Annotated in this window: 18 protein-coding genes; 17 read left to right on the top strand and 1 reads right to left on the bottom strand. The window is 53.1% G+C overall.

From position 1 onward, the window contains the following. Positions 1-10: 10 nt before the first annotated feature. The 15 genes from ACFPQ4_RS05905 (at position 11) to ACFPQ4_RS05835 (ending at position 19,337) form a co-directional block, all read left to right on the top strand. A complete protein-coding gene (locus ACFPQ4_RS05905; RefSeq protein WP_378110873.1) occupies positions 11-412 on the top strand; it encodes a GtrA family protein in 402 nt (133 codons plus the stop codon). 138 nt (positions 413-550) lie between these two features. Further along, positions 551-1,207, top strand: coding sequence for a class I SAM-dependent methyltransferase (locus ACFPQ4_RS05900; protein WP_378110856.1), 657 nt, complete (start codon positions 551-553; stop codon positions 1,205-1,207). Between the two features lie 42 nt (positions 1,208-1,249). Next, positions 1,250-1,993: a sugar phosphate nucleotidyltransferase gene (locus ACFPQ4_RS05895; RefSeq protein ID WP_378110855.1), complete on the top strand. Its 744-nt coding sequence runs from the start codon at positions 1,250-1,252 to the stop codon at positions 1,991-1,993. A gap of 9 nt (positions 1,994-2,002) precedes the next feature. Next, positions 2,003-2,554 (top strand): dTDP-4-dehydrorhamnose 3,5-epimerase, encoded by a 552-nt coding sequence (gene rfbC / locus ACFPQ4_RS05890; RefSeq protein ID WP_378110854.1) that lies wholly within the window; start codon positions 2,003-2,005, stop codon positions 2,552-2,554. A gap of 12 nt (positions 2,555-2,566) precedes the next feature. Beyond that, on the top strand, positions 2,567-3,547 hold the full coding sequence (gene rfbB / locus ACFPQ4_RS05885; RefSeq protein ID WP_378110853.1) for a dTDP-glucose 4,6-dehydratase: 981 nt from the start codon (positions 2,567-2,569) through the stop codon (positions 3,545-3,547). Beyond that, entirely contained in the window at positions 3,544-4,422 is an 879-nt protein-coding gene (gene rfbD, locus ACFPQ4_RS05880; RefSeq protein ID WP_378110852.1) for a dTDP-4-dehydrorhamnose reductase, read from the top strand. Before rfbB ends, rfbD begins: the two co-directional genes overlap by 4 nt. 96 nt (positions 4,423-4,518) lie before the next feature. After that, positions 4,519-4,782, top strand: coding sequence for a small, acid-soluble spore protein, alpha/beta type (locus ACFPQ4_RS05875; protein ID WP_378110851.1), 264 nt, complete (start codon positions 4,519-4,521; stop codon positions 4,780-4,782). Between the two features lie 128 nt (positions 4,783-4,910). Next, positions 4,911-6,113, top strand: coding sequence for a methionine adenosyltransferase (gene metK / locus ACFPQ4_RS05870; RefSeq protein ID WP_378110850.1), 1,203 nt, complete (start codon positions 4,911-4,913; stop codon positions 6,111-6,113). A 150-nt stretch (positions 6,114-6,263) separates the two neighbouring features. Then, positions 6,264-10,637, top strand: coding sequence for an Ig-like domain-containing protein (locus tag ACFPQ4_RS05865; RefSeq protein ID WP_378110849.1), 4,374 nt, complete (start codon positions 6,264-6,266; stop codon positions 10,635-10,637). After that, positions 10,634-10,990: an MmcQ/YjbR family DNA-binding protein gene (locus ACFPQ4_RS05860; RefSeq protein WP_378110848.1), complete on the top strand. Its 357-nt coding sequence runs from the start codon at positions 10,634-10,636 to the stop codon at positions 10,988-10,990. Before ACFPQ4_RS05865 ends, ACFPQ4_RS05860 begins: the two co-directional genes overlap by 4 nt. Before the next feature lie 187 nt (positions 10,991-11,177). Next, positions 11,178-12,542: an MBOAT family O-acyltransferase gene (locus ACFPQ4_RS05855; protein WP_378110847.1), complete on the top strand. Its 1,365-nt coding sequence runs from the start codon at positions 11,178-11,180 to the stop codon at positions 12,540-12,542. 12 nt (positions 12,543-12,554) lie between these two features. Next, the gene (locus ACFPQ4_RS05850; RefSeq protein ID WP_378110846.1) at positions 12,555-13,895 is read left to right on the top strand and encodes a DHHW family protein; all 1,341 of its coding nucleotides are present in this window, start codon (positions 12,555-12,557) and stop codon (positions 13,893-13,895) included. Between the two features lie 711 nt (positions 13,896-14,606). Continuing rightward, positions 14,607-17,303: a phosphodiester glycosidase family protein gene (locus tag ACFPQ4_RS05845; protein WP_378110845.1), complete on the top strand. Its 2,697-nt coding sequence runs from the start codon at positions 14,607-14,609 to the stop codon at positions 17,301-17,303. Between the two features lie 143 nt (positions 17,304-17,446). Further along, positions 17,447-18,625: a sensor histidine kinase gene (locus ACFPQ4_RS05840; protein ID WP_378110844.1), complete on the top strand. Its 1,179-nt coding sequence runs from the start codon at positions 17,447-17,449 to the stop codon at positions 18,623-18,625. Continuing rightward, positions 18,615-19,337, top strand: coding sequence for a response regulator (locus ACFPQ4_RS05835; protein WP_378110843.1), 723 nt, complete (start codon positions 18,615-18,617; stop codon positions 19,335-19,337). The genes ACFPQ4_RS05840 and ACFPQ4_RS05835 overlap by 11 nt, the downstream gene beginning before the upstream one ends. 843 nt (positions 19,338-20,180) lie before the next feature. Here the strand turns inward: ACFPQ4_RS05835 and ACFPQ4_RS05830 are convergent. Continuing rightward, positions 20,181-20,855 carry a DNA-binding response regulator gene (locus tag ACFPQ4_RS05830; protein WP_378110842.1) on the bottom strand — a complete coding sequence of 225 codons (675 nt, stop codon included), beginning with the start codon at positions 20,853-20,855 and terminating at the stop codon, positions 20,181-20,183. Positions 20,856-21,063: 208 nt separating this feature from the next. Here ACFPQ4_RS05830 and ACFPQ4_RS05825 point away from each other — a divergent pair, with 208 nt between their 5' ends. Together ACFPQ4_RS05825 and ACFPQ4_RS05820 are read left to right on the top strand one after the other, a co-directional pair. Beyond that, complete coding sequence (locus ACFPQ4_RS05825; RefSeq protein ID WP_378110841.1) at positions 21,064-21,486, top strand: hypothetical protein; 423 nt, start codon at positions 21,064-21,066, stop codon at positions 21,484-21,486. Between the two features lie 212 nt (positions 21,487-21,698). Beyond that, complete coding sequence (locus tag ACFPQ4_RS05820; RefSeq protein ID WP_378110840.1) at positions 21,699-23,801, top strand: helicase-related protein; 2,103 nt, start codon at positions 21,699-21,701, stop codon at positions 23,799-23,801. The last annotated feature ends 46 nt before the right edge of the window (positions 23,802-23,847 follow it).

Raw genomic sequence — 23,847 nt, 5'->3', positions numbered from 1 at the left:
ATTGAAAGTAATGCGAATTTTCCAATCGAAGCAGTTCGTTAAATTTATATTGGCAGGCGGCTCTGCGGCAGCGATAAATTTCGGTTCGAGAATAGTTCTAAATCTATACGTAAGTTTTTCCGTCTCGATTGCGATTGCTTTTGTATTAGGGCTAAGTGTAGCTTTTATTTTAAATAAACGGCTTGTTTTTGAGGATGCGGACCAAAGAACTGCTCGGCAGGCGTTGATTTTTTTAATCGTTAATCTGATTGCACTCGTTCAGACCTATATTATAAGTATCCTTCTGGTAGAGTACATTTTTCCTTGGTGGAATTATGGTTGGCATACGCATGAAGTTGCACACCTAACTGGGATTTGCTTCCCCCTTATTACAAGTTATATCGCTCATAACTATGTGACATTTAAGTCCTAAATGAGACTCAGGGAAAAAATGGACTTCTGCTACTCAAGATCACTATGTAGATATACGTTGGGCTTAATGGTATAAATGAAATTAGCTATTAAGGAAATAATTGTAGAATAGACAATACAAATGTCGGGAGAGTTTAATATGGAACCATTAAAAGAGATATATGAAAATCGTTGGGACACTGAGGAATTAAAGCAAGTTCGAAAAGTATGGGAGATTATTGTTAAAGACTATTTCCAAAAATTCGTCCCACAAAATGCTGCTGTTTTAGATGTAGGATGCGGTTATTGTCATTTTGTCAATTTAATTGATGCAAAAGAAAAAACAGGAATAGATGCGAATCCTGATGTGAAAAATCATGCGAATAAAGATGTCAAGATTGTATTGGTCAATAATCTATCGTTGGATGAGTTGGAGAAAGACCATTATGACGTTGCGTTTGTAAGTAACTTTCTCGAACATTTAGAAAATTCGACAGAAGTGCTGAATTTGTTGTCCAATCTTAAAAAAGTATTGAAAAAAGGCGGCAAAGTTTTTATTCTACAGCCTAATTTCCGTTTGATTGGTAGAAGATATTTTGATTTTATTGATCATAAAACCATTTTAACGGACACCAGTTTAGAAGAAGCATTTTCAATAACAGGTTATAAAGTAGTTCATAAAGTAGTTAGGTTTTTACCTTATACTACAAAATCGAAAATACCGAAATGGCCATCGCTTGTTAAATTATATTTAAAATTAAGACCTATTTGGTTACTAATGGGTAAACAAAGTTTCTATATAATCGAAAAGCAGTAGAGTAGATAAAGTGCTAAATCAAATTGAAATGTGGGTGGAGTTATGAAAGGCATTATCTTAGCTGGTGGAACAGGCTCACGACTTTTTCCTCTCACGAAAGTTACGAACAAACATCTGCTTCCTGTCGGGAAATACCCGATGATATTCCATGGGATTGCCAAGTTAAAAGAAGCGGGAATACAAGATATCCTTATCGTGACTGGCAAAGATCACATGGGCGATGTAGTAAATCTGCTCGGAAGCGGACGCGAGATGGGGTTATCCTTCACGTATAAAGTCCAAGACGAGGCTGGCGGCATTGCGCAAGCATTGGGTATGGCCGAACATTTTGTAGGGAATGACTCCATGGTCGTCATTCTTGGAGATAACGTATTTGCGGATAGTATTGCCGGCTATGTGGACAACTTCAGGTGGCAAGGGAATGGGGCCAAGATCTTAATTCAAGAAGTTCCGGACCCGAAGCGTTACGGCGTGCCGGAATTGGATGGGAACCGTATTATTTCGATCGAAGAGAAGCCGCAGGAACCTAAGAGCACTTACGCAGTTACAGGAATATACATGTACGATGCCGCTGTGTTCAATATCATTCGCACGCTTAAGCCTTCGGGTCGCGGCGAACTTGAGATTACGGACGTGAATAACGCTTATATCGAATCGGGTTCCTTAACCTATGATGTATTGAACGGTTGGTGGACAGACGCCGGGACATACGATTCTTTAATGAAAGCGAACGAGCTTGCACAGGATATCCGATTCAGCGAAGAGTTCGGAAAATTAAAGATATAAGGTGATAGGATGCTAGTTAGAGAAGGCTCATTGCCTGGTGTGAAGCTAATTGAACCTGCGGTGTTCGAGGACAACCGGGGCTTTTTCATGGAAAGCTATAACGCGGAACGGTTTGCAGCTTCGGGGATCCCAATGACATTCATTCAAGATAATCATTCCTTGTCCGTTCAGGTCGGCGTGTTGCGAGGTTTACATTATCAATTGAGTCCGAAAGCGCAAACTAAGCTAGTCCGAGTAACGTCCGGCGCTATTTATGACGTGGTGGTGGACATTCGGCACGGATCGCCAACTTTCGGTCAATGGGAAGGCTTCGAATTGTCCGCCGCCAATAAGCGCCAGCTATTGGTTCCTGCCGGTTTCGCGCATGGGTTTTGCACGCTAATGCCGAATACGGAAGTTCAATACAAGGTCGATTCGCTCTACTCTGCGGCGCATGACCGAGGGATCGCATGGGATGATCCGTCCATTGGGATACAATGGCCGACGAGCGAGCCGATTTTATCCGATAAGGACTCCAAGCACCCTCTTCTTGCCGATGCTGACAACAACTTCATCTATTAAAGGGTGACTTCATTGAAATTATTGATTACAGGCGGGGCTGGGTTTATTGGCAGCAACTTCGTTCACTACATGTTGCGCGAGCATCCGTCTTACCAACTGATTAACGTCGATGCGCTTACGTATGCAGGAAATCTCGATAATTTAGCAGCCGTGGCTCAAGAGTCACGGTATTCCTTCGTGAAGGCGGATATCGCCGACGTATCCGCGATGGAGCCGCTGTTTGAGGATGGCATAGATGCCGTAATCAACTTCGCGGCGGAGTCCCACGTAGACCGGAGCATCACGAACCCGGGCATCTTCGTTCACAGCAATATACTTGGAACTCAGACGTTATTGGATCTAGCACGGAAGTATAACGTCAATAAATACGTACAAGTTTCGACAGACGAAGTATATGGGACGCTAGGAGCCGATGGTTTATTCAGCGAGACGACGCCTCTTACTCCAAACAGTCCGTACTCGGCAAGCAAGGCGGGCGCAGACCTGCTTGTACGCGCTTATCATGAAACATTCGGTTTGCCGATCAACATAACGCGTTGCTCCAACAATTACGGACCGTATCAGTTCCCCGAAAAGCTCATCCCTCTTATGATACGCAATGCATTGGCGGATAAACCGTTGCCCGTATACGGCGATGGACTTAACGTGCGCGATTGGCTATACGTAGAAGATCATTGCAGTGCAATCGATCTCGTGCTTCACCAAGGTCGCAATGGGGAAGTCTACAATGTTGGAGGCAATAATGAGCGGACGAACTTGCATGTCGTACGGACGATTCTGGAGCAACTCGGCAAGCCGGAATCTTTGATTACGTATGTTGAGGACCGTCTAGGTCATGATCGCCGTTATGCGATCGATGCATCGAAAATTCGCAAAGAGTTGGGCTGGACGCCTAAGTACCATTATGAATCCGGTATTCAAGCGACGATTCAATGGTATCTCGAGCATGGAGAATGGATGGATCGAATAGCATCGGGAGCTTACCGTGCATGAATGACGTAACGGATAAGACGTTTACGATCGTTATCACGGGAGCCGGGGGTCAGTTAGGTCAGGAACTCGCGCGAATGAGCGTTGCACCGCATATTCGTATCGTTGGACTAGATAGAAGCAAGCTCGACATAACGGATGCGGACCAGTGTAAGTCGGTTATGGATGAACTTAGACCGGATGCGATTATTCATGCCGCAGCTCATACTGCGGTCGATCGCGCGGAGGCTGAACCGGATACGGCCCGGCTCGTGAATGTATTAGGTACCCGCAACGTCGCGATTGCGGCGGAAGCGGTGGGGGCAAAGTTCATCTTCGTAAGCACGGACTACGTATTCAACGGCAAGAACGTGACGCCGTACAGCGAGCACGATGCCACCGACCCGCAATCCGTATATGGGAGAACGAAGCTGGAAGGCGAGCGTGAGGCGGCCGCGCACTGTTCACGCTTATTCGTTGTTCGGACTTCTTGGGTATACGGTAGATACGGCAATAATTTCGTGAAAACGATGCTGAAACTCGCCGAGCAGCGGAATGAGCTTAAGGTCGTTCAAGATCAGGTCGGATCGCCGACGTTCACTTATGATTTGGCGGAATTATTGCTATCGCTTGCTCAGACCGACGATTACGGCATTTATCATGCGTCGAATAGCGGTATTTGCAGTTGGTATGAATTCGCAAAGGCTATTTTCGAGGAAGCGGGCTTAACCAACATTCGGGTTATTCCATGCAACACGGAAGAGTTCCCTCGCCCAGCGCCAAGACCGGCTTATTCCGTGTTAGGCAATCAAGCCCTCATCGATGCAGGGTTTAAGCCCTTGCGGCATTGGCGCGAGGCGTTGCACGACTATATACGAAGCACAAGCAAGCAAGATTAGAATATTTTCCCCAATCACCCATTAACTCATACGCCTTGACGACTTGGTGTCAGTACATACTAACCCCATCACAGATCAAGGAGGCTTGTTGAACTAATGGCTAAACGCAGACAGCATGTCGTACCCGGGTGTGAAAATGCGCTAAATCAGATGAAATACGAAATCGCGTCGGAAATCGGGGTACCATTGAATCAGGGTTCGGCGGGGATGGATACAGAGTTTGCTGGTGAATTGGGCAGCATAGGCGGCGCAAGCGTAGGGCAACAATACTATGGAAACTTAACGTCGCGCGAGACGGGATCGATCGGCGGAGAGATCACGAAACGGCTCATACGGCAAGCCCAAAACACGGTCATCTAAAGCAGAGGATCAAGGGCTTTTTATTGACACTCCTCGACAATTACGGTATCATTATTATTCGAAGGTTTGTCTTTACAGCCTTTTCCAATCGGAAAAGGTTCATTTTTTGTATATGGAGGTCGAAGACTTTGTCGATTAAAGGACGGCATCTCTTCACATCCGAATCGGTCACCGAAGGCCATCCGGATAAGATATGCGATCAAATTTCCGACGCGGTACTTGACGCGTTTTTGGAAGCGGACCCTAATGCTCGCGTAGCTTGCGAAGTGTCCGTAGCAACTGGACTCGTACTTGTTATTGGTGAAATCACGAGTAAGGCTGATTATGTCGATATATCCGCTATCGCGCGTCGCACGATTAAGGAAATCGGCTACACGCGCGCTAAATATGGATTCGATTCCACCACTTGCGCCGTACTGACTTCCCTGAACGAACAATCCGCCGATATCGCGCAAGGCGTTAACGCCGCGCTCGAGTCGCGCGACGGCAAAGATATGAAGCAAGAGAACGAAGACATCGGCGCCGGAGACCAGGGCTTGATGTTTGGCTTCGCGACGAACGAGACGCCTGAATATATGCCTCTTCCGATCGCTCTTGCACACCGTTTGTCCCGCCGCTTGGCCGAAGTTCGCAAGAACGATACGCTCAGCTACTTACGTCCGGACGGTAAGACGCAAGTTACGATCGAATACGTAGACGGCAAGCCGGTTCGCGTAGATACGATCGTCATTTCGACGCAACACTCGGAAGAAGTTTCGCTTGAGCAAATTCAAAGCGACATCCGCGAGCACGTAATCGCTCCGGTCGTTCCGCAAGAATGGATCGACGGCGAGACTAAGTTCTTCATTAACCCGACGGGCCGTTTCGTAATCGGCGGACCTCAAGGCGATGCTGGACTTACCGGCCGTAAAATCATCGTCGACACGTACGGCGGTTACGCTCGCCACGGCGGCGGCGCATTCTCCGGCAAAGACCCGACGAAAGTCGACCGTTCCGCGGCTTACGCAGCGCGCTACGTCGCGAAGAATATCGTCGCGGCTGGTCTTGCTGACAAATGCGAAATCCAGCTTGCTTACGCGATCGGCGTAGCGAAGCCAGTATCGGTTAACGTCGATACTTACGGCACAGGCAAAGTTAGCGAAGAGAAGCTCGTCGAGCTGATCACTAGCAACTTCGACCTTCGTCCGGCAGGCATCATCAAGATGCTCGACCTTCGCCGTCCACTCTACCGCCAAACTGCGGCATACGGACACTTCGGACGCACGGATATCGATCTTCCGTGGGAACGTCTGGATCGCGTAGAAGCGCTGAAGCAAGGCGCATTGGCATAACCTAATCCATACATCGATAAGGCTCCCGCTCAAGCGGGGGCCTTATTTTTTCGTCGATAGTTGCGGAAATAGGTCGATTAACCCTAAAATTCTCCAAGCCCGAAGCCGACATATAAGGTACTAGTGTGTACTTGTCGGGAGGTAATACGATTGCAGCTACGAAGAACTTTATTGCTTGCGCTCATCTTGTCACTCCTCGCCCAATTATGGGTAGCGGGAGCTTCTTATGCGGCGCCTACCGGTCCCGCGAAAATCTCCTCCTATCCAGCCGATAACGATACGTCGGTACCGGCTAACGCCAAGCTGAAGCTCGTGTTCGACGAGAACGTGACGAAGGCTACCGGAGGTACGGTAGCGATCAAGGATTCGAGCACGAATATTGCAGTAGTCAGTTACAACGTTACCGATTCCCGAATCAGCTTCGACCCCGTGTCGGCGAATACGGTCGTAATCGATCCGAACGGCTTGCTTGTCGCAGGTCATAGCTATTATGTAGAGATAAGCCCTAACGCCTTCCTTAACGGATCCGGCTTAGGTTATTCGGGTATTAGCAACGCGACCGAATGGAACTTCGATGTTATCGCAAGCGATAGCACGGCGCCATCGGCAGCGCTCGCTCCCGCGAACGGCGGTACGATGCTTGCGACCGATGCGCTCCGATTGACGTTCAACGAGAAGGTGTTCGCGGCAGCGGGCAGCATTCGGATCGTTCGTACCGACACCGGTGATACGCAGGTGATATCGGTGTTGTCTTCCGCGGTATCGGGGAGCGGAATCGTGAACGGGACCAATCAGACGGTCATTACGATTCAGCCGCCGACGCGCCTCGTGTCCGGCAAACCTTATGAAGTACTGGTCGAGAACAACGCGTTCGTCGACGTTGTCGGCAACAAATACGCGCTTACGAGCTGGACTTTCACGACGACGGCCCCAGCTGTAGCTCTTCCGACTACGGTTCCTGCGGACAACGCGTCAGGCATTACCGCAGGTAGCTTATCCGCGCAGATGACGTTCGCGGTGAATATGCAGAAGGGCAATACGGGCACGATACAGCTCAAAAGAGTGTCCGACAACGTAACCGTAGATACGATCAATATGGCGGTCGATTCGTCTCGCGTCACGGTTAACGGCGCTAACGTCACGATCGCATTCTCCGCCGCGCTTGCGGCGAATACCGGCTACTACATTCTCGTCGATCCGGGCGTGCTGAAAGACGCGTCGAATAACGTGTATGAAGGCATCGTCGACGCCGTATCTTGGAACTTCACGACGCAAGCGACAGCGGATACGGTCGATCCGACGGTCGTAGCGCTGTCGCCGGTTAACGGCGGGACTACAACCGCTGTGAACGGCGCGCTTACGATTAAATTCAGCGAACCGGTCAAGCCGGGCAGCGGCACGATCGTCATTCGTCATACCGCGGCACCTCAGACGGTGTTCTGTTCGATTCCGATCACTTCGAGCGCGGTCGTCGGGGGCGGAACGGATACGCTTACGATTACGCCTTCGATTCAACCTGGGTGCGGTAATTTCGTGCAAAATACGGTATACGCCGTTCAAATCGGTAATCTTGCGATTACGGATTTGGCGGGGCGCAACTATGCGGGAATCGGCTCCAACGATTTTGCGACATGGTGGTTTAAGGTAACGTCCGACGCCGTCGCGCCAGAATTAATCGGCACGATGCCAGTAGCCGGCAGCCAGACGGTCAAGTCGACCGCTACGTTCTCCATGCAATTCAGCGAAGAAATCGCCGTTCCTAACGGCAACGCTACGCTTGTCCCTTCCGGGGGAGGGACGGCCATAACGGCAACTATCACGCGCGATAACGCGGATTTGCGCAAGGCGGTATTCAGCGTAACGGGTTTGGCTGCCGCAACCACATACATCGTGCGCATCCCGAATGACGCGATTACGGACTTAGCGCTTAATCGGTTCCCGGGCATCCTCAACGATTACCGTTGGACGTTCAAGACGATCGGGGGGGACACGACGGCTCCGCAAATCGCGAGCGCGTCGATGGACGGAAGCGCCGTCCTACTCACATATAACGAAGAGCTAGATCCGACATTCGTGCCTTATCCGGGTAACTACTACGTAACCGTCAACGACGTTCCGCGGCAAGTGAACTTCGTGGCTGTCTCCGGCAACGCTGTAAGACTGACGCTGCAGAGTGGTGTTGCGCTCGGGCAAGGAGTGAAGGTATCCTATACGGTCGACGGAGATCCCGCGCACCGGCTGCAGGACTTGTCCGGCAATCAGGCACCGCTCTTGAACGCGCAAGTCGTTACGAACACATCGGATACGACGTTACCGCGTCCTGTGAGCGGTACGCTGAACGGCACGACGCTCGTTCTGAATTTCAACAAGCCCCTGCAGGCGTTGACAAGCGCGGCGGCTTCCCAATTCACGGTAAAGTTTAACGGCTCCAGCCAAGGTATTAATCTCGTTAGCGTTAGCGGTTCTACGCTTACGATCATCCTATATGGCAGCGGCATAAACGCCCAGTCGGTATCTGTCTCCTACACGCCAGGCACGACTCCGCTTCGCGACCTTAGCGGCAATGGAGCGGCGGCGTTCGCGGACTTCTTCGTTCAGAACCTGAACGACACCCAGCCGCCTCAGCTGACATCGGCAGCCGCGCTAGGAACGAACCTAAAGCTTACGTTTAACGAAGGACTGTTGTCCTCGTCGGTCCCGCTCAAATCGAACTTCTCCGTCATTAGCGACGGACAAGCGATGAGCATTTCGTCGATTGCGGTGTCGAACAACTCCGTGGATCTTACGCTCGCGCAGCCGATTGCGGCTAACGCGAACGCCTACGTGTCCTATCTTCCAAGCACTCCGGGCATCGTGGATTTGTCCGGCAATCCCGCGGGCGCATTCAGTAGTTACAGAATCGTCGCAGGCAGTACGGCGGTAACGCCGCTCGTTACGGCTACGGCAAACGGCAGTTCGCTTATCTTGACTTACGGTCAAGCGCTCAATCTTTCGTCCGTTCCGTATTCGACGCAATACTTCGTTAAAGCGAACAATGCGTACGATGGCGTAACTTCGGTTGTCGTACAAGGCACGCAAGTGTTCTTGACGCTGGCGACGCCGATCGTCTCAGGCCAAGTCGTCACGGTCAGCTATAGCAGCGCGGGCATTCCGTTGAAGGACATCCTGAATCAGCCAGTGGATTCGTTCTCTGAACGAGCCGTTATCAACGCTTCTTCCACGACAGGCAACGGAACGAACCTCGTATTGCCTGATTACTTGGAGTCCGACGGCAACGGAGGTCTACGGTTCATCGTCGCCAAATCGACGACGTCGGAATGGAACGCTTTGGCGTCCGGACGCGCGGGTAACCGTTACATCATCGACGGGGACAAGCTGCTTGCCGCATACGATAAAATTCGATTGGGCGCGAGCGGCGGGATTACGAAGCCGATCCTGACTTTGAAAATTCCAACGACCGAGCAAGTCGCGCAAGTCAGCGTGCCGATTCGCTCGTTGATGGATGCCGCGGCGAGAGCATCGAACGCATCGCTTCGGATCGAGTTCGGCGATCTGCAGTTCACGTTGCCACTTACGGCAATCAACTATAGTAAGGAGCTTTATCTTTCGAACGCGGACGTCTCTACCGCGAAGCTCATTCTTACGATCGAGAAGACGCAAGACACGAACCTTTCGTCCGCGATCAACATTCAGACCGCGGCGCTGCTCGCCTCGCCGGCGGACTTCTCGGCCAGCGTGCTATATTCGGGCAAAGAGAGACCGATCGATGCTTTTGATATGTACGTCACCCGAACCTTCACAGTATCTTCCTTCACGGGTACTACGGATAACGTTGCCGTCGTTCGGTACGACAAAGACGCGGGAGAGCTGGTCTACGTGCCAACGCAAGTTACGGTATCGGGAACGACCGCGACAGTCGATTTCAAGCGCAAGAGCAACAGTATTTATGCCGTCATTCGCAAAGACGTCATCTATACCGACATGACGAAGCATTGGGCGGTCAAAGAGGTTACGCAGTTGGCGTCGAAGTTCATCGTCGACGGCCCGAAAAGCAAGACGTTCGCGCCGGACAAGAACATCACGCGCGCGGAGTTCGCGGAATATCTTGCGCGGGGCCTAGGTTTAAGCGGAGATAAGCAAGCGGCAAGTCGCTATCAGGACGTAAGCGCAACGAATGCGTCCGCCGCATATATCGGAGCGGTAAGCAAGGCAGGTATCGTAGAAGGCGGCAATGACGGCACGTTCCGTCCGAACGCTTCGATTACCCGCGAGGAGATGGCTACGATGCTCGTACGCGCGATGTCATTCGCGGGCGTGTCGACCGTATCTACCCCAACTTCGCTTAACAGCTTCAAAGACAAAGCCAAAGTCAGCAGCTGGGCGAAGGAAGGCATGCAAATCAGCGTAATGGCAGGATTGATCAAAGGCATTTCGGCAACCGAGCTCAAGCCGCAGAACAATGCGACCCGCGCCGAAGCGACCGTTATGCTGAAGCGATTCCTGGAATACTCGGATCTGCTATGATCAACCACGAGCAACTGATCGCCATCGGACTAGGCAAAGCAGGCGCGTCCTTGCAATATCCGTTCGATCCGAACTTGCCCGTACTGTTCGTCGGAAGCAAGATGTTCGCGCTGCTAGGGAGAACGGGGACGCACGAGAGCGTTAACCTGAAGGTCGTGCCGGAAGAAGCTTGGCTTACGCGGCAGCAATATCCGGACGCGGTGCTCCCCGGTTACCATATGAACAAGAAGCATTGGAATACCGTCGTGCTTAACGGGACGGTTCCGAGCGACGAAGTGCTGGATATGCTCGAGCAATCGTATCGCCTCGTGCGGAATAAGCTGACGAGGTCGGAGAGGGATTCGCTGGAATAGCACGAAAGAAAGACGCTCGCGGCGTGCGGGCGTCTATTTCTTTGGGTACATTTTTTGCTAAAGTTCTACATCGTCTACTAAATTTCCACTTTTCAAAGAAAGTTTCATCCCCTATATTAGTCTAGTAGTCTTGTACCCATTCAAAGAATCGATAGGTGATTAAATGGTATTCTCGAGTTTATTGTTTTTGTATTTGTTCTTTCCGGCTCTGCTGATTACTTATTTCGTCATTCGAAATACGACATATCGCAACTGGGTTCTGATCCTGTTCTCCTTCGCCTTCTACGCTTGGGGCGAGCCGGTGTGGGTCGTTTTGCTGCTCGCGGCGTCCTTAATCGGTTATTTGCTCGCGATCGCGATCGATCGCAGGCGAGGCACGTTGCAGGGGAAGATCATCTTTATCTTCGCCATCGCTCTTAACATCGGCATACTCGGATTTTTCAAATATACCGGGTTTTTGGTCGATAACATCAACGAATTGCTCGGCACGCACATCTCGAATCCCGACGTAAGCTTGCCTATCGGTATTTCCTTCTTCACGTTCGAAATTATTTGTTACTTGTCCGACGTGTACAAAGGGGCCGTGAAAGCACCGCGTTCTCCGATGAAAATGCTGCTGTACGTATCGTTCTTCCCGCATCTGATCGCCGGACCGATTATTCGTTACTCGGATATCGAAGGCCAGATGGAGAAACGAAAAGTCACGCTCGCCGGCTTCAGCGACGGGATCAACCGGTTCATTATCGGTCTAGGCAAGAAGGTCATCATCGCCAATCTGGCCGGAGAAACCGTGTCCGTCATGCTCGAAGGGGGAGCGGATTCCGTTGCGGCTGCGTGGTTCGGCGTGTGCCTGTTCGCGATTCAGATTTACTTCGACTTCTCTGGTTATTCGGATATGGCGATCGGGCTCGGCAAAATGTTCGGGTTCACGTTGAACGAAAACTTCAACCATCCGTACATCTCCAAGTCGGCCGGGGAATTTTGGCGGCGCTGGAACATGTCGCTCGGAGGATTTTTCCGCGATTACGTCTATATCCCGCTCGGCGGCAACCGTTCCAACTATGTACGCAACTTGTTCGTCGTCTGGTTGCTGACCGGTCTATGGCATGGCGCCAGCTGGAACTTCATCATCTGGGGCTTGTACTTCGGGTTGCTGATTTGGCTTGAACGGTTGTTCCTGTCCAAGCTGCTCGGCAAGCTGCCAGGCTTCGTATCGCACATCTACTTCCTGCTTTTGATGCTAGTCGGGTGGGTGTGGTTCTACTTTACCGATATCGGCGACGCGTTCCATACGCTCGGCATCATGTTCGGGGCGACGAACCTTCCGCTGTCCACGGTCGAATTCTCGCTTTACTTCAACGAGAATATCGTGCTGTTCCTAGTCGCCATCGTCGCATCGACTCCGCTCGTCGGCGCCTTGATCATGCGAATCCCGTCCCTGCGCAATTACGCGGATTGGGTGCAACCGGTCTATAACGTCGCCATCCTAACGATCGCAACGATTTTGCTTGTAGGCAGCACGTACAACCCGTTCCTTTACTATCGTTTCTAGAAGGGTGATCCCATGAAGTCCAAGCACGCCTTTAATATCGCGTTGTTCCTGATTCCGATCGTCACGATTACTGCGATGAACCTATTCGCCTCCAAAGATCAGACCGTCTCTCTGCTGGAAAAGCGGGATATTCAACCGATGCCTAAGCTTACGCTGGACAGCATCGTCGACGGCACTTATACGAAGCAGTTCGACAACTACTACTCCGATCACTTCGTGATGCGCGAATCGATGGTGGAGACGGGAAGCAACATCAAGTCGCTCAAAGGCTGGAACAGCTCCGACGGCGTAGCGCTGGTCGAGGCAGGCGGCAACAACATGAGCGAAAATCTCGGCGCCCCGACTACGGAAGGACAGCCGGAGGCAACTGGCGCGGCTACGGATAATTCCGACGCGGTTCCCGTATCTGCCGATGTAGCCGTCGCGAGCAAGGATGACGGCTCCGAAGGGGTCGTGCAGACGGAGAAATCCACGTACCTCGTAATCAAAGACAAGGCAATGTTGCTATATCATTCTTCCGCCCCGGCTTCGGCCGACTATGCGGCGACGCTTAACCGTCTGCGGGCGGCTCTTAAGCCGAACGTGAATCTGTACTCGTTGCTCGTGCCTTCTCAGGTCGAATTCGTCGAAGAAGCCAAGTACAAAAAGCTGAACGATTCGCAGAAGGATGCTTTCGCCAACGTATATGCACAGACGGACAAAGGCGTCATTCCGGTGCCGGCTTACGCGCATATCGAGCCGCATAAGGGCGAGTACGTGTATTACCGTTCGGACCATCACTGGACGACGCTGGGCGCTTACTACGCTTATGAAGGCGTCGCCGAAGCGATGGGCGTGAAGGCTCTTCCGCTGTCTTCCTTCAAGAAGCAGGAGATCAAGAACTTCCTAGGGTCCGCCTATTCGGCGACCTTGAACACCGCGATGAAGAAAAATCCCGACACGATCACCACTTATATGCCGACGACGAAGTTCAAATTCGACGTCTACAAAACATCGAAGCCGAAGTCGCATCCGCTAGTCGAGACGACTATGCCGACCGACGGCCGAGGCGGGTACGCGGTGTTCCTGGGCGGAGACTTCTCGCTGGGACGCATCACGACGGACGTCCATAACGGCAAGCGTTTGCTGCTCGTCAAAGACTCGTACGCCAACGCGATGGTGCCGTTCCTGGTGCCGCATTTCGAGGAGATCGACATCGTCGACCCAAGGTATTACAAAGGCAACCTCCTCACGCTGGTCAAAGACCGCAAAATAACGGACGTCATGCTCGAGAACAGTCCGATCGTTACGACCTACAACTCGCTTGCGAAAATGATCGACGCGCTAGTCGTGACGACTCCGGCGAAAAAGTAACATTAGTTTAAGTAGCTGACAGCCCCTTCGCATGATGCGAGGGGGCTGTTTTTATTTGCGAGCGCTCCAACGGTGCCACGCTCTGCTAATTCGGCGAAACCTCGCTCGACGCTCGCTCCAACGGTGCACTATCGCGGGATTTACTCGTGTAACCTCGTCAGGCAACGTTACAGCGGCGTTCCCGCGGGATTTGTTCGAGTAACCTCGTCAGGCAACGTTCCAGCGGCGCTCCTGCGGGATTTGTTCGTGTAACCTCATAAGGCAACGTTACAGCGGCGCTCCTGCGGGATTTGTTCGTGTAACCTCATAAGGCAACGTTACAGCGGCGCTCCTGCGGGATTTGTTCGTGTAACCTCGTCAGGCAACGTTCCAGCGGCGCTCCTGCGGAATTTGTTCGTGTAACCTCGTAAGGCAACGTTCCAGCGGCGCTCCTGCGGGATTTGTTCGTGTAACCTCGTCACGCACCGCTAATCACCAAAGCCTCGCTCGACGCTCGTTCCAACGGTGCCACGCTCTGCTAGCTTTCTCACTCATGAGCATTTGCAACCCGCGAGATTAATAGCTTTATTTTGTCGCTACGGAAGAACTGATCGCTTTCTCTTATCGCATGTAACTTTTTCACTCTCGTAGAGTCTATTTAATAGAGTACATAGGGAAGCTGCAACGCTTCCTCTCAAATTCGAATAGACTTACAGGAGAGCAAATATGCATATGCAAAGCAAGAAGACTTCCAAACTCGTACTGCCGATTATAGCAGGCATGCTAGTCCTGTCGACGCCATTGGATTTTAGCTTATTCCCTTCCGTTACTCACGCTGCCGCGGCAACCGAGAAAGCCGCCGTCACTTATAAGCTTGTCAAGCAAGGGGAGTCGATGGTTACTTCCGGCGTTAAGCAAATTACTTACGCATGGGTACCGTCCGACAAATCGCAAGCGACCGAAGTGATGCACGTGCTGCAAGTCGACCTGACTAACGAATTCGTTCGCCTGGACGCTCTAGGCGGCAAAGGCGGAAGCGTTACCGCAAGGCAGTCCGTCAGTGCGATGGCCAAGGAGACGGGAGCGGTCGCGGGCATCAACGGCGACGTGTTCCAGACCGGATCGACTAGCGAAGGCGCGCCGATGGGGGCGCAAATTACGTCCGGCAAGCTTCTGGTAAGCACTTCGCAACTTCAAGGGATGTACGCATTCGCGGTAACGAATGACAAAAAAGCGCTGATCGACGCCTTCACGTTCACCGGAGACGTCACCGCCGCGGACGGAACGATTTTTGCTTTGACAGGCATTAACAAATCCGCCTACCGCACGGAGCCCGACAAAGGCTACAGCCACAATAACGCTCTCTATATCTACACAAGCGCGTGGACTGGCGCGGAGCGTCCGGCCGCGAGTAGCATTTCGCCCGTCGAGGCGCTCGTCGTAGACGGCGTCGTCACGCAAGTGTCCACGGATAAGGCGTTACCCATTAAGACGATTCCGGCGAACGGATACATTTTGCGCGGGCACAAAAACTTCGATTCCGGCAAATTCATCGTGAACCATCTGAAGGTCGGCGACAAAGTCGCGTCCCAATATCAGCTAGTGTCGCAGACGAGCAAGAAAGTATATACGGAAGCCGATTTTCAAATGATGGTCAGCGGACATACGCTGCTGATGGACAAAGGCGAGCCTGCGAAGTTCACCCGGGATATCGCGGGCGTCAGCGGAACCGCGGATCGCGCGCGTACAGCGGTAGGTTACTCCAAAGACGGCAACACCGCGTATCTGATCACCGTCGAGGAAAACGGCGGAAGGGAGGGCGTCTCGCTTAAGGACCTTCAGCAAATGATGAAGGAGCTCGGCGTCTGGAAAGCGGTCAACATGGACGGCGGCGGTTCTACGACGATGGTTGCCCGTCCGCTCGGCGAATTCCAGGTGACGTTGGCGCATCCGACCTTCTACGGCACGACGCAACGTCAAGTTACGAACGGTATCGGCGTCTTTACTTCGGCTCCGATAGGGACGATCAAAGGGATCGTAGCCAGCGGACCGAAGACGCTGTTCATCGGCCAACAAGCTTCCTACGCGCTTAAAGCATATGACAACTATTACAATCCGATCGACCCGAAAGGCTTGCAACCGATTTGGAGCCTAAGCGATAAGCTGGGCGAATTCCAAGAAGGAATTCTCCAGGTGGCTGCCGCGGGCAAGACGACGCTTAACGTGCAAGCGGGCAGCGCCAAAGCCAACGTGCCTTTGGAAATTATCGGCGAAGCGCAAGTCGCGCGGCTAATCGTAGAGCCTAGCTCGACCGTGCTTAAGCCGGGGGCTACGATCTCGGTTCCGGTCAAAGCGCAGCTGACCGACGGACGCGAGCTTGCCGTTCCGGCTTCCTCGGTCACGTGGGAGTTCCGCGGCTTCACCGGTGCGGTCAGTAACGGTAAACTCGCAGTCGATACGGTAGAGAAGGGTATTATCGCCGGGTACGCGATCGCACGTTACGACGGCTTCGGTTCGATGGCGGTGTTAACGCCGGGCACGGAGAAGACGTTGGAGGATTTCGAGAAGGTCGATTACAACATCGGTTTCACGGGTACTCCGGCGGAGACGGTCGGCACTACTTCGATCGTGGCCGGCATTCCGGGGCACGAGACGTCTAACGCGCTGCTCCTGTCGTACGACTTCACGCTTGGAGCGGGTAAGCGGTACGCTTACGCTACGCTGAACGAAGCGAACGGCGGCATCGCGATCGACGGCAATCCGACTTCGTTGACGCTCGACGTATTGGGCGACCATAGCATGAGCTGGTTGCGCGCCGAAGCGACTAACGCCGACGGTGAGACCGTATTCCTGACGATTGCCGATAAGATCGATTGGTCCGGCTGGAAAACGATTCGCGTAGATTTGACCGCGGCGGGGCTGAAAGGTCCGGCCAAGCTCACGAAGCTGTATGTCGTCAATATGGAGGAAGACCAAGACGAGCGCGCGTTGCAAGGCGAGATCGCTTTCGACAACGTGATGGTGCAATATCCGCCGGCGCCGATTAACGTCTACCATCCGACGATCGTGCTGAAGGTCGGCAAAACCAAGGCGACGGTCGACGGCGAAACCGTCACGCTCCCGGGGGCGCCGTTCACGCAGAAAGGCACGTATACGAACTACTTGCCGCTGCGGTTCGTCGCGGACCGTCTCGGAGCCGAAGTGAAGTGGGACAACAAGCAACGCCGGGTGACCGTATTGCGCGGAGACACGATGCTGGATCTATGGGTCGACAGGAAAGAGATGACCGTCAACGGAGTGCGCATGCCGATCAACGTGCCGCCGATCATGGTGAAAAATAGCGTGTACGTGCCGGTACGCGTCATCTCGGAGCAATTAGGCCAGATGGTTGATTGGGAAGACAAAACCAAAACAATTACCATTCATTAATTTTATCTCAAAATCCCCATAACGCTCTCTCAATGCTATGACGATATATGTTATGATAAAAATATTAGCTTACAATGAATTAACGGCGCCAAGAGGGATAACTGGGACAATGCGCACGTCTTTCATGCAAGGGAGTAGGTAAGATGGATTTTCGTGCGGACCAGATCGACCGCGTCATCCAGAATGCGATCAGCGTAATGGAAGATAGCAAGATGCAAGTCTTCGAGATTTGCGAAGCTGCGCGGCGCGAACTGTTATCCCTCAACCATGAACTCGAGAACGTGCTGGCGGAGACGACCGACACGATCGATAAAGTCGATCGGCTGGAGCGGGACTACCGCCTGGCCAGAATTCGGCTTACGGAAGTGAGCCGCGACTTCGTCCGTTACTCGGAGAGCGACATTAAGTCCGCTTACGAGAAAGCGACGCAAATGCAATTGGATTTAATGGTGTACCGTGAAAAAGAACACTACTTGAAAACCCGCCGGGACGAACTGCAGAAGCGCGCCAGAAACGTTGAGCAGTCGATCGAACGCGCGGATACGATCAATTTGCAGATGACCGTCGTACTCGACTACTTGTCGGGCGACTTGAATCAAGTTACGCGCATTCTCGAATTCGCGAAAAACCGGCAGATGATCGGACTGAAGATCATTCTCGCTCAAGAGGACGAACGCAAGCGCATCGCCAGGGAAATCCATGACGGTCCCGCTCAATCGCTCGCGAATCTTGTGCTCAGAACGGAGATCGCCGAGAGGCTCTTGGACATGGGCGATCTGCAGGTCGTGCGCAACGAGCTCATTGATCTGAAGTCTCAAATCCGCTACGGACTCGAAGAGATTCGTAAAATTATTTTCAACCTCAGACCGATGGCGCTCGATGATCTCGGGCTCATTCCAACGCTTCGCAAGTTCGTGCAGGATTTCGAAGAGAGGACGCGCATTCGCGCCGTCTTCGAAAGCGCGGGCAAAGAGAAGCGGTTGCCGTCGGCGATGGAAGCAGCGTTGTTCCGCCTAGTGCAGGAAGCCTTCAACAATGCGCTCAAGCACGCGCAGGCTACTTATGTATCGCTCGAGATCGCGTTTTTGGACGATACGGTAGAGATGGTTGTGGAGGATAACGGCGTAGGCTTCAATTTAGATATCGTACTTGCAAGGGCGCGGTACGATTCTCGATTTGGCATTCTCGGCATGAAGGAGCGGGTCGAGCTGTTGCAAGGTAAGATGGACATTTCATCCGTACCGGGACAAGGCACCAAGCTCAATATCGAAGTACCGATCAAAGCAGATCCAGGAAAGGAGTTAATCGCAAGTGGAGACTAAAACAGCGACACGCGTCATTAAAGTATTACTGGCTGACGATCACCAGCTCTTCCGCGAGGGACTCAAGCGCATTCTCAACATGGAGAGCGACTTGGAAGTTATCGGCGAATGCGGCGACGGCATTCAAGTGCTCGAGTTTTGCAACCGCCAGAAACCGGACGTCGTCCTTCTCGATATTAATATGCCGACCGAGAACGGCGTCATAGCGACCGAACGTCTTCGCGATATTTTTCCCGATATCAAGGTGATCATCCTATCTATCCACGACGACGAGAGCTACGTGTTCGAGACGCTTCGCAAAGGTGCTTCCGGCTATTTGCTGAAGGACATGGAGGCCGAATCGCTCATTAACGCGATTCGTACCGTTGCGGAAGGACACGCCTACATCCATCCGAAAGTGACGGGCAAGCTGATCAATCAGCTTCGCCGCATGACGTATCTCGACGAGATTGGCGCGACTTCGGGCGCAGCTGCCAGCCGCGAGACGGTTACGAAGTTCGTTCCGCGCGGCAACAATCCACTGACGAGACGCGAAGCGGAAGTGCTTCGTCTGATGGCCGAAGGCAAGAGCAACAAGACGATCGGCGAGAACCTGTTCATCAGCGAGAAGACGGTCAAAAACCACGTCAGCAGCATCCTTCAGAAGATGGAAGTAGACGATCGGACGCAAGCGGTTATTAACTCGATCAAATATGGCTGGGTAACGCTATAATCATAGGCTTATCTACATAAGGTAACGAAGAACGGGTGCTCTCCAAGGGGGAGGGCATCCGTTCTTTTTTTGATTGGCGAATAGTAACCCCCGCACCCCGCGCCCTGCATTCCGCACCCCGCACCCCGCACCCCGCACCCCGCATTCCGTGTGGTGTGCTATCCGATACTTTATATCGTATAACGGGCCGAAATGGTGTGTGTCAAAGTGAGTTTCGTGGTTATCCGATATTTTATATCGTATAACGGGCCGAAATGGCGTGTGTCAAAGTGATTTTCGTGGTTATCGGATATTTTATATCGTATAACGGGCCGAATGGCGTGTGTCAAAGTGAGTTGCGTGGTTATCCGACATTTTATATCGTATAACCGTCCGAAATGGCGTATGTCAAAGTGATTTTCGTGGTTATCGGATATTTTATATCGTATAACGGACCGAAATGGCGTGTTTCAAAGTGAGGTGCGCGGTTATCCGATAATTTATATCGTATAACGGGCCGAAATGGTGTGTGTCAAAGTGAGTTTCGTGGTTATCCGATATTTTATATCGTATAACGGGCCGAAATGGTGTGTGTCAAAGTGAGTTTCGTGGTTATCCGATATTTTATATCGTATAACGGGCCGAAATGGCGTGTGTCAAAGTGAGTTTCGTGGTTATCTGATACTTTATATCGTATAACGGGCCGAAATGGCGTGTGTCCAAGTTATTTTCGTAGTTATCCGATATTTTATATCGTATGATCAGGTACGGCGGGGAGTCGCTTACGGTAAACGATATCTTATATCGTTAACAGGCTTAAATGGCCTGCGTCAAAGTGAATGGTGCCGCTGGGTATCGCATGTTTCACCTCAGATGCTCATCGGTGATCGACTTCGTAACGCGGTAACGGGCAACTCTGCGGTTACTTGGACTAACCGGCTCAAGCAGCCCCTTCTCTAACAAACCGTGAAGCCGTTTGCGTGCTGTTTGCTGTTCTATGCGAAGCAGAATGCAAACCTCTACTGGACACACGACTCCGCCGAGTCGAAAAGCCAGCCGCAAAATTTCCCTCTCCTCTAAAGAAACCATTACGGCCGGGTTACGAAGAGATCCGAAAAATTTCCCCATAAACTGCTGCAGCAATTGCTGACACATGCGGGGTTGATCTTTCACGCTGTCATGCGAAAACCGGAGTACCTTCCAGTCGTCGATGACCAGATGATTTTGCCGAAGGCGCTCGTCGGAGAAATTCTCTTTGCTGATTTTGTTGCCATGGGTTTCGTGGCCGTCGCCTTCCACGTTTAATTTAATGGGTCCGGGTAACCAGGCGAAATCGAGAAAACGGGTGCCGTCGCGGAAATCGCTCACCTCGTACTCGGGATGCAAATGGTCGAAGTTGCCGATAGCGGGCCACCAAATATTTTGCAAAACCAGTTTTTCCAAATAACCGTGCCCTTCGATCAACCGAGTTAGGCGTCTTCCCGTACGAAGCTTTCTATGTTTGTTGATGAAAGCCTCATATGCCGTATGAAAATCCATGCCTGTCGCCCCTTGATAAATAATAAAGCCGCTAATTCGATTCAGCGTAGGCTGAACGAAAAAGCGGCTGTGTGCTTCACTTGCCATATTACGAATTAGTATAGTGGCGAGGCTCGAGGATTGTCAATTGGCCGACACAGTCTTACGGTTGTAACTCACTCCTTCCGTTCGGCATATATTGAGTCACATCCCTAAGGAGGTGGCCGCCGTGATTCCCGAGTTGCTATTGATTTTCGGCTTTTACGTAGCGGCTGCGGTATGGGCGCATTGGGCTTATCGGAAAAGCGCGGGCGCAAGCCGCCGTCACTATGTGCTGGTCGCAGGCAATCATCAAACGCAGATCGAAGGTTATGTCAGAGGGCTTCAACGTTACTCGCGCCGTACGGGCACGGAGATCGGCATCACTGTCGTGTTGGAGGACTCGTCCGACGAGACGGGAGCGATTATGGAAAAATTCGCTCGCGGGAACGCCGGGATCGGTATAGTGAGACGAGAGGACGAATTGGAAAAAGCACGTATTCATCATTGGGAGCGCTCTCGCGAAGCGGAACAATTCGAGCCCGAGCAGGTCATTTGGGTGGAGCTCGAGTGCGTAGAGCATATCTCTAAGCTGCCCTACCGGCGGCTTTAGAGGAGTGGAAGGAGAGAAATCGAACTTGTCGCTTTGCCGAAGTTGTCCTACAATAACAATTAAGTGTAAGAACAGGTGAAGCACACCTCGATCGTCGTCCGGACGATAGGGAGTGTGCTTTTTTGCGTCTATGGAGACGCGTCGGACAAGGGGGCGGTAGTAGTGAGGGCGGTATTGTATGCGGCGAGAGTTGGGGAGCGGGGGTGGTTGTCATGAGGGCTGTCTTATATGCGGTGAGATTTGAAGGGCGAGAGCAGTATCGGTGGGCGATTCACTATTCGATTGCTTGGGAAGTTGATGCGCATTATTGGCTGAGCGGGATGTGGCGTGTAGAGGAAGGCAGAGGGCAGGGTGGGGATGAGGAGCGGCGAGGAGAGAAAGCCAGGAGGCAGGGCAAGACCGAGGTGCAGCGGGAAGAGGAAGCGAGGAGGCAGAGCGGACGCGAGGAGCAGATCGTAAGGTTGGTTGAGCTGTTGCCGCTTGGCATAGCGGAGCAAGCTTGCGAACGGTTGAAGATGAGGTCGACTGGCGTTGAGTTATCGGTGCAGGAGATGTGGGATGAACTGTGCATGGCGGCAAAGGAGGTATGGGATGCGGAAAATAGAGGAGAGATTGCGTCTAACGGGTATTATGCGGAGTCGTGTTCATTTACTGCAGTTGTCGTAACGACGTTGGACGAGCGTTACGGCCAAGGAGAGCGGCGCCGCATCGCGGAGCTGGCGCGGGAGGTTGGCGCGCGCCTGTCCGGTCGCGCGCTGCTCGAGGGCGAGGCGCTGCAGCTGCTCGCCGCCGCGCCCGGCGGAGCCGACCCTGCAGCGTGCTTCGCCGCGCTGCAGCTGGCAATGCTCTCGGGCGCGGTGCGGCTGGTCGCCGCCGTCGCGCCCACAGGCGCAGCCGAGCCCCGCCGCCGATGGGGCGGCTGGCTGCTGCGCAAGCGCCGCTCCGCGGCGCTCCAATGCCGCCGCTGCGGCAGCGGCATCAAGCACTTGCGGCGCACGCCATGCGCCGCTTGCGGAGGGCATGCCTGCGCTTATTGCGAGGCATGCCTTACGATGGGGCGCAGCCGCGCGTGCGGGCTGCTCGTCATAGGCGCAGCGCGCGGCGACGTAGCGGCCGCGCCATCGCCGGCTCCGGCGGCGGGCGCAAGCTTGCCCGGCCGCTGGAGCCTTAGCCTTGCGCAGCGCGAGGCTGCTGCCGCCGCGTTGCGGTTCCTTATGGGCGAGCGAGGCCCCGCCCGTAAGCCCGCTGCGTTCCTGCTCTGGGCAGTCACGGGCGCCGGCAAAACAGAGATGATCTTCCCGCTGCTGGACGCGGTCTTATCGCGCGGCGGTCGCGCGCTCGTGGCGACGCCCCGGCGGGACGTCGTGCTGGAGCTTGCGCCGCGCCTAGCTGCGGCGTTCCCCGAGCACTCGCGCGCCGTATTATACGGCGGCAGCGTCGATCGCTGGGAGAACAGCGCGCTTACGCTCGCCACCACGCATCAGCTCATTCGCTTCCAGGAAGCTTTCGATCTCGTCCTAATAGACGAGATGGACGCATTCCCTTACCGCGACGACAGAATGCTGCAATTCGCGGCGGCTAAGTGCTGCCGCGAATCGGGCAAGACACTGTATCTTAGCGCCACGCCTCCGCCAGATATGCAGCGGGAAGTCGCTCGCCGCAGGCTCGCTTGCGCAAGGGTGCCCGTTCGCTTCCATGGGCATCCGCTACCTGTGCCGAGGCGAATTGCGCTTCCGCCGTTATCCCGTTGGTTCAGAAACGGCAAATTACCGTCGCCGATGCTTAAGGCGCTTCGGCAATCCGTGCTGCGCGGGGCGCAAGCTTTCGTATTCGTTCCGATGATCCGCCACGTTGAACCGCTAGTGCGACTATTACGACAAACCGCTATCGCGCTTGGAATCGAGCACGCCGCGCAGATCGATGGCACTTCTTCTAAGGATTCGCTCCGCGCGGACAAAGTATCCGGGTTTCGCGATCGTGCGATCCGCGTGCTCGTCACGACGACGATCTTGGAGCGCGGCGTCACGATTCCGAAGAGCGACGTCTTCGTTCTGGACGCCGATGCTCCGCTATTCGATGCGGCCTCGCTCGTCCAGATGGCCGGACGCGCCGGGCGAGCCGCAGCCGACCCGGGCGGTTCCGTCTTATTCGTCTCGCGACACTTGTCCGGTTCGCAGAGAAGCGCGATCCGTCAAATCCGCGCTATGAACCGATTGGCCGCGCGCCAAGGCTATTTGAAACCTTCAATCCATCAATCATCCTTCCGCTATTCATCGCCCCCAGAGGAGACACAAAGCCATGAGTTTGCTGAATAGCCTGTCCCGATGGTTTTCCAATACGCACAGTGTTTGCCCGTTATGC

The organism is Cohnella yongneupensis (assembly GCF_042655785.1).
In the GTDB taxonomy this organism is placed as follows: Bacteria; Bacillota; Bacilli; order Paenibacillales; family Paenibacillaceae; genus Cohnella; species Cohnella yongneupensis.
Note: the sequence above shows the minus strand (reverse complement) of the source record. Positions and strands in the feature narration are given on the sequence as shown.